At 62.6% G+C, this 11,476-nt stretch carries 9 protein-coding genes; all 9 read right to left on the bottom strand.

From position 1 onward, the window contains the following. Positions 1-79: 79 nt before the first annotated feature. The 9 genes from purB to NZ585_09620 all read right to left on the bottom strand — a co-directional run bounded on the left by purB (position 80) and on the right by NZ585_09620 (position 11,326). A complete protein-coding gene (gene purB / locus NZ585_09660) occupies positions 80-1,408 on the bottom strand; it encodes an adenylosuccinate lyase (protein ID MCS7080301.1) in 1,329 nt (442 codons plus the stop codon). Next, positions 1,405-1,854, bottom strand: coding sequence for an acyl-CoA thioesterase (locus tag NZ585_09655; GenBank protein MCS7080300.1), 450 nt, complete (start codon positions 1,852-1,854; stop codon positions 1,405-1,407). The genes purB and NZ585_09655 overlap by 4 nt, the downstream gene beginning before the upstream one ends. A 3-nt stretch (positions 1,855-1,857) precedes the next feature. Beyond that, positions 1,858-2,649 carry an MBL fold metallo-hydrolase gene (locus NZ585_09650; protein ID MCS7080299.1) on the bottom strand — a complete coding sequence of 264 codons (792 nt, stop codon included), beginning with the start codon at positions 2,647-2,649 and terminating at the stop codon, positions 1,858-1,860. After that, positions 2,627-4,078 carry an insulinase family protein gene (locus tag NZ585_09645; GenBank protein ID MCS7080298.1) on the bottom strand — a complete coding sequence of 484 codons (1,452 nt, stop codon included), beginning with the start codon at positions 4,076-4,078 and terminating at the stop codon, positions 2,627-2,629. The genes NZ585_09650 and NZ585_09645 overlap by 23 nt, the downstream gene beginning before the upstream one ends. Further along, positions 4,075-4,812, bottom strand: coding sequence for a hypothetical protein (locus NZ585_09640; protein MCS7080297.1), 738 nt, complete (start codon positions 4,810-4,812; stop codon positions 4,075-4,077). The genes NZ585_09645 and NZ585_09640 overlap by 4 nt, the downstream gene beginning before the upstream one ends. 80 nt (positions 4,813-4,892) lie before the next feature. After that, entirely contained in the window at positions 4,893-6,584 is a 1,692-nt protein-coding gene (locus NZ585_09635) for a DUF4388 domain-containing protein (protein ID MCS7080296.1), read from the bottom strand. Between the two features lie 55 nt (positions 6,585-6,639). Then, the gene (locus tag NZ585_09630) at positions 6,640-7,584 is read right to left on the bottom strand and encodes a hypothetical protein (GenBank protein MCS7080295.1); all 945 of its coding nucleotides are present in this window, start codon (positions 7,582-7,584) and stop codon (positions 6,640-6,642) included. Between the two features lie 24 nt (positions 7,585-7,608). Next, entirely contained in the window at positions 7,609-10,014 is a 2,406-nt protein-coding gene (locus NZ585_09625; protein MCS7080294.1) for a hypothetical protein, read from the bottom strand. A 61-nt stretch (positions 10,015-10,075) separates the two neighbouring features. Then, entirely contained in the window at positions 10,076-11,326 is a 1,251-nt protein-coding gene (locus tag NZ585_09620; protein ID MCS7080293.1) for a PEGA domain-containing protein, read from the bottom strand. Positions 11,327-11,476 lie beyond the last annotated feature (150 nt).

Raw genomic sequence — 11,476 nt, 5'->3', positions numbered from 1 at the left:
GCTTGAGCTGGCAATGTTCGTCTAGGGAAACCGCCAGTTGTCCAACGACTGGCGGTTAGAAAAGTTCCACGGGCGGCGGTTAGAACAGTTCGCTGCTGGGCGCGGCAGCCTCCGGTGGGCCGAAGACGCGCTGGAAGATGGCGTCTACATGGCGCAGGTGGTGGCGTACGTCAAAGAGCCGCGCAAGGTCATCCGGCGTCAGCAGGCGTTGTATTTCCGGGTCTTGGCTGACCAATGTTCGAAAATCGTCGCCGGCGTCCCAGGCTTGGAGGGCGAGCCGTTGGACGAGGGCGTAGGCGGCTTCGCGCGCTAGCCCGCGCCGCGTAAGTTCGAGCAGCAGCGTTCCAGAAAAGATCACGCCGCGCAGTTGGTCGAGGTTAGCGCGCATCCGTTCGGCGTCTACGACCAGTCCCGCCACCAACTCCTTTGCTTTGACCAGCATGTAGTCGGCGAGGATACAGCTATCTGGCAGAATGATGCGCTCGACGCTCGAGTGGGAGATGTCACGTTCGTGCCAGAGGGCGATGTTTTCGAGCGCCGCTTGCGCGTTAGCGCGGAGGACGCGCGCCAGCCCGCAGAGTTGCTCAGAGACAACAGGGTTGCGTTTGTGTGGCATGGCGGAAGAACCCTTTTGGCCGGCGCCGAAGGCTTCCCGCGCTTCACGCACTTCGGTGCGTTGGAGGTGGCGCACTTCAAGGGCCAGTTTTTCGACGCTTGCGCCGATCAGCGCCAACGTTGTTAGAAGCTCGGCGTAGCGGTCGCGCTGGATGATCTGCGTTGAGATGGGGTCGGGTTGCAGGCCAAGGCGTGCGCAGACCCGCGCTTCGACTTCAGGTTCGAGGTGGGCGAAAGTGCCAACCGCGCCGGAAATTTTGCCGACGGCGACGGTTTGGCGCGCCTGCGCTAGTCGCCGCCGGTTTCGTTGCGCGTCGGCGTAGTGGAGCGCCAGTACCAGTCCGAACGTTGTCGGTTCGGCATGGACGCCGTGGGTGCGACCAATCATGACAGTGTTTTTGTGTTCGTAGGCGCGGGCCTTCAGCGCTGCGGCGAAGGCGTCCAAGCGGCGCAGAAGCAGGTCGCAGGCGTCCCGCATCAGAATAGCGTTGGCGGTGTCCACCACGTCAGACGACGTGAGGCCGAAGTGAACGTAGCGTGCGGCGGGACCGATGTGTTCCGCAAGCGCCGTCGTGAAGGCGATGACATCGTGGCGCGTTGTCTGCTCCAGCTCAGCGATGCGTTCGACGGAAAGCCGAGCTTTGGCGCGGATCTCGGCTGGGATGTCGGCCGGGATGAGGCCCATTTCAGCCTGAACCTCACAGACAGCGAGTTCGACGGCGAGCCACGTCGCAAAGCGCCGTTCATCGCTCCACAGAGCGGACATTTCGGGCAGGGCGTAGCGTGGAATCATAGCTGTGGGGCGGTAGCAAGGCTGGGGTCGAACCGGCACAGGGCGTTGCGAACAACATCTGGGAGCGGCTGGGCGGTGCGGGTGTGGGGGTTGGCGTGGACGTAGATCAGTTCACCGTTGGTCAGGCAGATGTCCTGACGGTACACGGCGAGGGCGTAGGTCATACTGGAGCGGCCGAGGCGTGTGCACCGGACAGCGATGTCGAGTAAGTCATCAAAGCGGGCCGGGGCGCGGTATTCAAGCGTCGCCTTGACCAAAAAGAGGTCGGTATCAGCGGTGGCGAAGGCGTCAGGGTAGCGCAGACCGGCTGCGCGCCAGTACTCTGTAATGCCTACGTCAAAATAGGTCAGGTAGTGGCCGTTGAAGACGATGCCTTGGGCGTCCACTTCGGCCCAGCGGACGCGCAGCGTATGCATGAAGGTGAAATCTGAGCGGGGCAGGGGCATGGCTTACAGGGTGTACCAGTGTGGCAGACCGTCGGGCGGGGCGACGGCGACAACCGCTTCCCAATCGCGGTGCGGTCGGACGCCGTCCAGCGCCTGAAGCGCGGCCAGACGGGCTAGGTCGGGGTGGTTGTTGTGGCGGCTAAGGTGCGCCAGGATGATGTAGGCGGCGTCGCCGTCGAAGTCCTCGCGTAGAAAGCGGGCCATTTCATCGTTGGAAAGATGGCCGAGCCGTCCGGCGACGCGCTGCTTGAGTTCCCATGGGTACGGGCCGGCGCGGAGTAGGTCGCGGTCGTGGTTGGCTTCAAGGACGAGGGCGTGGCAGCCGGTTAGGCGGCGGGCGACGTGGGGCGGGATGTAGCCGAGATCGGTAACGACGGCGAGTTTGACGCCGCCGGCAGTCGCTGTGAAGATGAAGGGTTCGGCGGCGTCGTGGGGGACAGCGATGGGGGTGAGAGTGAGGTCGCCGATGACAATCGGCTGTTCGGCCGTCAGCGGGTCGGCCCAGCGAATGGCGGCGGCGTCTTTTTCCGGTAGGCGCAGGTTGCGCCGGGCGTCTGAAGCGATAAAGACCGGAAGGTTCAGGCGGCGTGCGATGACCGACAGTCCAGCGATGTGGTCGGTGTGTTCGTGGGTGACGACGATGGCGGCGAGGCGGGTCGGATCAAAGCCAAGGGCGGTCATGCGCTGGACGAGGGCGCGGGCGGACAGGCCGGCGTCGAGGAGAACGGCCGTGCGGGTGGTTTCAATCAGGGCGGCGTTGCCGGTGCTGCCACTAGCAAGAATAGTGAACCGCATCTGGTAATTTATGATCTGGGAGTTCAGCTGTTACATGAACCGTTGAACGTGAAACATGGCGCGGGATGTGGAGCCAGTCGGGTTGCAGGCCGAAGCGCCCTAGGGGGCCGAGGGCGAGGCCGGAGAAGGTGCGGCCGGCGAAGGTTGCCTGCGCCAAGTGTTGCAGGTCGGCGTGAGTCACAGCCTTAATCTCCCGCTCTAGAGTTTTGTTGCTAAAGATTTGTCCGAAGGTAATTTCCTGGTAACCATTCTGGTTGGCACGAACGCCGGCGGCGTCATGGCCGAGGTGGAGGTTGGTCAGGTGTTGCGCCTTAGCTAGTTCGACCTCTTCGGGGGTGAAGTCGCCTTGGGCGATAGCGGCGACTTCGCGGATGATGGCCTGCACGGTGCGCTTGAGGTGACGGGGAGCGACGGCGGCGTAGATGAGCAGGACGCCCGCGTCGCGGTACGCCATGGTGTCAGCGTAGATGTTGTAGGCGAGGCCGGCTTCTTCACGGATGCGTAGGAAGAGCCGTGAACTGAGGCCGCCGCCGAGCAGCGTCGTCAGCAGGGTGGACGCCGTCCGGTGCGGCGATAGGAGAGGGGGGGCGGGCAGGCCGAGCAGCAGGTGGGCCTGTTCAACGTCGCGTTCGTGGTTGAGGCAGAATGTCGGCGCGCCGACATAAGGCTCAACTTCTTGATATTCAGGTGGTTGCGGCGCATCTCCGAAGTAGGCGCGGGCGGCTTCTAGGAGGTCGTCGGGGTTGACGTGTCCGGCGACCGACAGCACCAGCTGGCTGGGATGGTAGGCGAATTGGTGAAACCGGCGCAGGTCGGCCGGTGTGAGGCGACGCAGGGTGCGCGGCGTGCCTTCAATCGGTCGCCCTAGGGCGTGGTTGGGGAAGAAGTTGGCCAAAAACCGCTCGAAGATGAGTTCTTCGGGGTTGTCGGCGATCATCTTCATTTCTTCGAGAATGACGGCGCGTTCCCGCTGAAACTCCGTTTCGTCAAAGCGTGGCGCGCACACCAGGTCGGCCAGTAAGTCAAGCGCCTGCGACCAGTACAGGTCCAGCGTTTGGATGTGGTAGTTGACGCCTTCCATCATCGTAGCGGCGTCAACCTGTCCGCCCAAGCGGTCGCTCTCGACGGCGATCTGGCGGGTAGTGCGGCGTTCCGTCCCCTTGAAGAGCATGTGCTCGACGAAGTGGCTGACACCGTTGAGCAGCGCTGGTTCGTGACGTGCGCCGATGCGGCTCCAGACGGAAAGCGCCACGGAGCGCACATGCGCCATCGGCTCGACGATGACGCTGAGGCCATTCGGCAGCTTTGTCTGGTGACGGCCGCGCCGCGCCGGCGCACGGCGCGGTGTCGTCAGGTGGGCGGGGATGTAAGGTGAAGCCTGATGCGGCGCAGCGTCTGGGGTTGGGGTGGGTGGGATGGCTTTCTTCACAGGGCAATGGTGGTGGGTTTGGTGAGGGTCAGGCGCACAATTGTCCCTTGCGGCAGCCGGATGTCATTGCCGCGTGTGAGGAGGACGCCGCCCAGCGCGCCGCCGCCGAGCGTTGCCGCCGCCGCCGGCCCACTGCCGCCGCTGAGAACGATGACGCCGGCGCCAATGCTGCCCAGCCAGCCGCCATTGATGGTGTTTTGGACGGTGCGCCGCCCTGACCGGCCGCCGGAGACGGTGCCGTCGCGGTCGGCGCGCAGGCGGGCTTCATTACCGACATCGTCCACCGAGACGACGACCGCCGCCATCTGCTGGTGACCAAGGTCGGTCACCAAGGTGTCGAAGACCATGCGGAGACGCGCCGGGCGCTGGGGCATCTTCGCCGGGCTGACGGCGGCGATAGTCCCGCGCACTTCCGTACCTCGCGGGATGACGAGTGTCCCATCGGCGAGCCGGACGGATTCCTTGAGCTGGGCGACGACTTCATCGCCGGGGCTGTTGATGCGCGTGTGGACGGCGGTCAGGAGTTCCAGCACCAGCGGCGTACCGGCCGGCAGCGTCACGCGGTTGGTCGCAGGAAGAGTGGCCGTCCGAGGACGCACCGGTGGGTCGTTCGGCGTTTGTCCGGCGGCGACCAGCAGACCGCCGGCGAGAGCGAGCATCAGAGCCAGCGTCGGCGTTATGAGGCTGCGCCGGAAGCGGCGCTCGGCGACAGGGGATGAAGTGGTGGACGACATAGGCCAGTCAGTGCGATGCAACATACGCGATGCCTCCGCGCCCAACCCAGCGGGGCTTGGGCAAGTATAGCGAAACAGGGTCACGAATGACGTAAAAACTCCCGCAAACTGCCGAGCTTGAGTTGGAGCAATTCCTGTTCGTCAGGCGGGCAGAACGGCAGCAGGTCGGCGACAAACGCTTCGTAGAAGACCTCCGGGTTGAAGGCCGTCAGAACGCGCGCTTGTTCGGCGTGGCGAATATCCTCCAGAGCGGTCAGAAGCATTTCGTTCAGGGGACGGTTGCGCCGGCTGGCTTCGTTGTAGGCCCAGCCGGCGACGATTTCCGCCACGCGCTCACGAGGCAGCACAAAGGGTGGTTCGGTGCGCAGCAGGCGCGACAGCGAATCACCGACGACGAGCGGCGCTTTTTGGTCATCAAGGTACGCCAAAAGATCGTCAATGGCAGCGTCCACGTCAGGGTCGCCGGTGGGTTTGACTGGATTGGGACGCCGTTGGGCGGCCGGACGCGCTGGCGGCGGCGAGTTAGCGTCGCCGGGGGTCGGCGGTGGGGGCAGCGGGCCGGTCGTTGCCGCCGGGTATGCGCCGGTGACACGGGCGAAGCTTGGCGTGGCGGCGAAGCGGACTGTTGGGCGCGGCGGTCGCGTCTGAAGCGACTGCTGACGCAGGTATTCGTAGCTTTGCGCAATGCGCCGGAAGACTTCATCAATTTCGCGGCGGAGCGGCGTCGGCGCTGTCAGAAAACGGTCCGGGTGAAAGCGGTCGGCTAGGCGGAGATAGGCCGCCGTCAGGTCCTCAAGGGGTGCGCCGGCGGGGACATTAAGAATGGCGTAAGGGTTGTTGAGGCGGATGCGCGCCCAGAGATCATCCAGTTGGACGCGCAGAGTGGTGTAGTCTGGGCTGTAGGCCGGGGTCGCTTGCGAGACGGCGGCCGTTGATGCAAGGGGAATGACCGGGCGCAACGCCGCCGGGATTTCGAGCTTGCCCGTATCACGGGAGACAGTCGGTGGCTCGGTTTGTTCGAGAACACCGGCGGCGATGAGGCCGAACAACGCCTTGAGGGTGGCGGCTGGCGGCGCGCTGACCGCTACCAGAATGTGCAGCAGGTCAAGCGGCTGGGTGATGAGTTCTAGCAGTTGGCGCTCAAACGGCTTAAGCGTCATGGTTTGCAGGCGCAGCAGCGGCGACGACGAGGGCGCGATAAAGCGGTTGAGGTCGCCGAGGCCGCGCCGGATAATACCGAAGTCCTCAATCCGACGGACGCCTTCTAGGATGATGCTGGCGGTGGTGAGGTTAAGCTTGAGTTCGTCCGCGACGCGCTGTTCGCCGGCGATGAATTCAAACGCGCCGGTCGTCCAGTTGAAGACCGAGTAAATAATGTCAAGGATTTGAAAGGTGATGTTCGTGATGAGGTCGCGTTGGGACATCAGTCCGGCTTCGACAAGCGCCTGACCGAAACGTTTGCCTTCGGCGGCCTGCGCTAGTACGCGGTCAAAGTCGGCTTGCGTGATCAGTCCCTGCCGCAGGAGGGCCGCGCCGATGCGGTCTTCAGGTTGATTACTCGAGGCAAAAACGATGTTGCCGGTCTCAAAGTAAATTTGCTTTTGTTCCTCGCCGCGTTTGAGAAGCAGTTCGCCGGTGAAGCGTTCACTGTAGGCGCGGCGGATCAGATCGGGGACGCCGACGGCGGTAAGATGGCCGGAGAGGGGGCTTGGCGGTGGAGAGGACGGTGCAGCGTCGGCGGCTGGCGGCTGAGTCGGTATGGTTTCAGACATTGTGATGTGTTCCTTCGCGCGTTTGCTTGGTGCGGACGGGGATGGTGTCAGCTCATCATACTCGGTGATTCCCCGATAGGCTACCTGTGATGAGGCGGCGGCGCATCAGCTCGAAGAGGTATTGCTGGGCGAGACCAGCAACGGAACCGAGGGTTGCGGCGACGGCAGCGATGCGGCGGCGGTCGGCGGCCGGTGACGGCGGCGACGGGTCACCTAGCAGGATAGCGAGGGCGCGGCGTACCCAAACATCCACTGGGAAGGCTTCCCAGCGGTGGAAACCGAACAGAAGGACGCATTCGGCGACTTTAGGGCCGACGCCTGGCAGAGTGCGAAGGGCTTGCCGCAGGGCGGCGGTGGGGAGAGTGGCGGCATGTTCCCAGAAGCGGCGGTCACGGCTAATTTGCTGGGCGAGACGGCTGAGGTAGCGGTCACGGTAGCCGACGCGGCAGACGGTGCGGAGGGTGGCAGGATCAGCGGCGGCAAGCGCTTCGGGGGTGGGGAAGGCATAGTGGTCGTCGCCAAGGGGCTGGCCGAACGTGCGACTGATAATGTCAATAATCTGGCGGATACGGGGTAAGTGGTTGTTGGCTGAGACGACAAAAGAAACCAACGTTTCAAACCACGGCTGTCGCAGCAGGCGTAAACCGGCCAGTTGGTTGAAGAAAGCGCCGAGTGGGTCGGTGGTTGGCGTCCACGCCGCTGTGCCGGACAGTCGTCGCAGGCGCTCGACGACTAGGTGGTGCGCGGCGCGGTAGTCGCGGTCGAGATCAAAGTACGCGCAGATCCGCCGCCGCCACGTTGGAGTCGGCGGGTGATTGAGAAGCCGCACCTGCCAGTTGCCATGGTCGGCGCGGACAACAGTCAGAACCGCGTCGCCAACGACGCCTTGGTACGCCGCCGCTGACGGGGCGGCGGCGATGGGCGTCCACCGAAAGGCTTGACCGCCGCAGAGGGTGAGATCGGGATTGAAATCGGCCGGGAGAGAAACCAAGTCGGACATGAGGCGTCACCGGCGCGGCCGTCGTCAGGGCCGCCGGAAGAGGTCCTCACTTAGGCCGGGCGGGAGTTGAATGTCGGTGAACGTCAACGTCACGGTGCGCCCGCCCTGAACGCTGCGGACGATGCGGTGGGGCAGCCAGATGTCGTTGACGGGTTTAAAGTCTTCATAGCGTTCTTCAATTTGGAGTGGGCGGCCAAGGGCGGTTGGGAGTTCATAGGCGCATTTGACTGGACGGTAAGTTTCAAGGTCAATCACTACGTCGTAGGTGTCGCCGTCGCCGTCGGTGACGCGGATGGTTTCCTCAACCCGGCCGTCGGCTAGGTGACGTGAAAAGCGCACAACCGCGTTGCCGGGCGCTAGCAGTTGCTGGTAAAGGCCGACGCCAGCCAGTTTGGACTGCATGCGAATTTGCTTGAGCGTTTCCGGCTGGGAGATGCGTTCAACGCGGCCGTTGACGCGCTGCTGGAAGGTTCTTTCCATGCGCAGGAAGACCAGTCCAGTCGGGCTGCCGGGAGCCACCTCAAAGCGTAGACGTTTGTTACGTGTCCAGAACTGACGGATGGGTTTGGGGTCGGGCGCGACTTCCGGAGCGGCTAGTGCCGGCTCGACGATGATTTGCGTCCCAGAGAATTGCGCAGCGGCAATGCGTTCGATGTTGGCGCGGCCGCCGACCGCACCGAGCATGGTCCCAATCAGCGCACGGGCGCGCACCGGGGCGGAGGCGCTTTTGGAGACATCATCAGCGGCGACTGGCGTTGGTTGGGAAGCAGCGGCAACTTTCTCTTGGGTGGCTTTCGGTTTTGGCTGTTTGCCCTTGCTCTGACTGGTTTCTTTGGCCTTGTTTGCAGCGGTTTCACCTTCGTCCGACGCAGGAGCATCCGAAGTGGGTTGGGGAGCCGGCTGGGAAGCGACGGCGGCGTCGCCTTGAGCGGCTTTCGGTTTTGGCTGCTTGCCCTTGCTGGGTTGCTTAGCGTCCTTCGAGACGGTCTTGGCGCTTTCCGATGGGGTGTTGTCGAGCGCCGGGGTGGGACGTTCCACAGTTGTTGCACCTGTGTCCGGTAGGGAAGTAGTTGGCGGACTGGCGGACGTCGGTTTGGATGCTCCGGAGGCGGGACGGAGGGTGGTCGCTCGGCTTGGGTTCACAGCCAGAAATTCGCGGTGAACCTCAAGTGAGAAGCGAAGGATTTCCTCGATGTTCCACAGAATGTTGATTTTGTCGCGCTGGGAAAGTTGCACTTCGCCGCTGTCATTGCGCGGGTCATAGCTGTTGCCCATTGCAAACTGGAGGTCGGGAAGCCGTTTTGGGCTGCGCGCGCCGGCGAGCACCAAAAACACTTCACTTTGGACATCGCCTCGGATGAAGGCGCGGGAGAAAGCCTCCAGCGGAAAGGTCTGGGTTTCGCCCGTGTCAAGGTGCTCAAGCATCAGACTGGAGCGCGACAGTTGGAGGCGGACGGGTTGAGGCGCTTTTTTCTCGTTGTGGAGGAGCAGGGTGAAGTCTAGCGTACCGTCGGCGTCAAGGATGCGCTTAGCGGTGGCGATGAAGTTGGGGGTGTCGTTGAGGCGGAGGTAGCTGTGCGCGAGTACATTGAGCGCAGCGAGGTGGCGCGGGGCGACGGTCAGAACTTCAAGCAGCGTATTGACCGCTTTACTGTAATCCCTACTTGAGAAAGATTTTCTGGCTTCGTTGATGGCGTCTTCAATCAGCGTTTCGTCTAGTTCGAGTTCAATCGGCAGGGTCAAGTGTTGTCCTGACTGGATTTGAATGATTTGTGTGATGGGCCGGTACCAGCGGCTGCGCGCCTGAAGCGTATAGACGCCGGGCGCCAGTTCGCGTTTGGCAAAGACACCGGTCAACGAAGTCAGTTCATTGTACACGCGGATGTCCATGTTTGGCGTCAACGGGGTAATCGTCAGGCTGCCGACGTTGAGCTCCGGCTCAAAGACGACTTCTTGGTTGTCGCGCGGGCGTAAGACGACACGCCGTTGCCCGTCTTTGTACTTAGGGCGGTTGCGGGTTTCGATGAGATGTTCACCGGGTTCGAGGTCGTTGATTTGCAGGATGCCCGTGGAGTCGGTCACGCCGTACTGTTTGCCGTCAATAAAGACGGTGGTGCGGTCAAGTTTGGTCACGATGCGCACGGCTGCTTTAGGGAGGTAAGGTTCAAGGGCGCGAAGCGTTTTTTCCTGGGCCCCCAGCAGGCGAAGCGACTCCAAGGTTTGGCGATCAAAGGTGTCGGAAAAATCAATGCCCCGATCGCGGATTTCGCCAGCCAATGCCGTATCAGGGAAATCGTTTTGGATAAGACGTTTGATTTGTTCAAGTGAAAGTGGTTTCCCACTGCTGTTCTGGGCGGCGGTTGGGATGGTCCAAAGCAGCGGTGTGAAGCAAACAAGTGACAATAGTGACAAACGCAGTAATAAACGCATGGCAGAAGGCGGAGTTGGATTGATGATTGTATGGTTCAGAACTATCACGGCGTTGATGCTGTCACGGCGTCGCCGGTTTGGCGGCGTCCGGCGGTGACTTGAGAATTTCCAGCGATGTTTGAATCCGCCGCTTGAGGTGGCGGGCGGCAGTGTTTTTTGGGTCCTGCTTGAGGATAGCGTCGCATTGCGCCAAGGCTTCATCGTAACGGCGTTGTTCGTAGAGCGCTTGGGCGCGCGCCAGTGGTGAAACGACGCTGGCTTCCGCCGGTGGGATGTCCGGCGGCGAAACACCGGCTGGAGAAGACAGGGGTGGTGGGTTAGTCAGGCGTGGCCCCGGCTCTAACGTGATTGGCGGCGCTGGGAGGGCGGCGGTTACCGGCGTGAAGGAAGGCTTGGTTTCCGTCCGGCTGCCGCTCCAAGCGCCAGTGCGTTGACCGTCACGCCAGACGCCGACTAAATCGCGTCCGGTGGTAGAGACCTGGGCTTCAAAGGTCAACACTCGGCCGGCTTCGTTTTTCCGTTCGAGCGTCAGGCGCTGATTGTCGAGCAGCCGTCCGGTGACAGGGAAGGCTCTGGGCGGTTTGGTCGAGGTAGTAGGCGGTTCTTCCCACAGCCCTGAGAGGGCAGTGCCAGTTTGGCCAAGGCTGAGGATGAAGTCAGTGGGCTTACCGGCGGCGGGGTCCTGTACGACGCCTTTCCAGTAGCCGTTGAGGTCAAGATAGAGCGGCAGTGTGAGGCGGTAGTCGCCTTCCGGCATGTCGAAAGCGGTGGCGACGGGCAGGTAGCCGGCGCGTTGGAGCGAGATTTGGTGGCCGCCCACCCGCACGCGGGGGACAGCGAGAACGCCAGTTTGCAGGTCGGTTTCGCCGACTTGCACGCCGTCCAGCCGCACCGTCGTCATCGGTTCCGTCTGAACAGTGAGTGTAAAGAGGGCGGAGCGAAGTGGGATGTTGATTTTGGTGGGGCGGAAGCCATACTCAACGGTAACGGCCTGTTCGGCGTCTAGGTACTCAGGGTGCGTAAGGCGGATGACATGCCGGCCGGGGGGAACGCTGGGAATGGAAAAGCGGTTCAGCTGGTTGGTGGCGCCGCGCGGTTCGCCGTTGAGGTAAACGGTGGCGCCGCTGACGTTGGTGATGACGATGACAGTTGGTTTGGAGAAGAACAGAAGCAACGCGCCGCCGAGGATAAGAGCGAAAAGCATTCCCAGCCCATAGAGCCATTGTTTGACGGCGCGGCGGCTGGGAAGGGTCGCGCGAGGTGGGCGGGGGTGGGGGCGTGCAGCTACGGGTGTTTTTGGGTAAACGTTCATAGCAAGCATGGCCCATGGTGGGCACCGTGTCGGCTCCTACCCGTGGTGGGGGCGATATTTTGCTATTGCCGCCGGAATTGCAACCTGTGTTTGGCTGCTTCTAGACAATCGTCTGATAACATTCCTTAGATTGCTCACATTGAAACCGGT

Source organism: Chloracidobacterium sp. (assembly GCA_025057975.1).
GTDB lineage: Bacteria > Acidobacteriota > Blastocatellia > Chloracidobacteriales > Chloracidobacteriaceae > Chloracidobacterium.
Note: the sequence above shows the minus strand (reverse complement) of the source record. Positions and strands in the feature narration are given on the sequence as shown.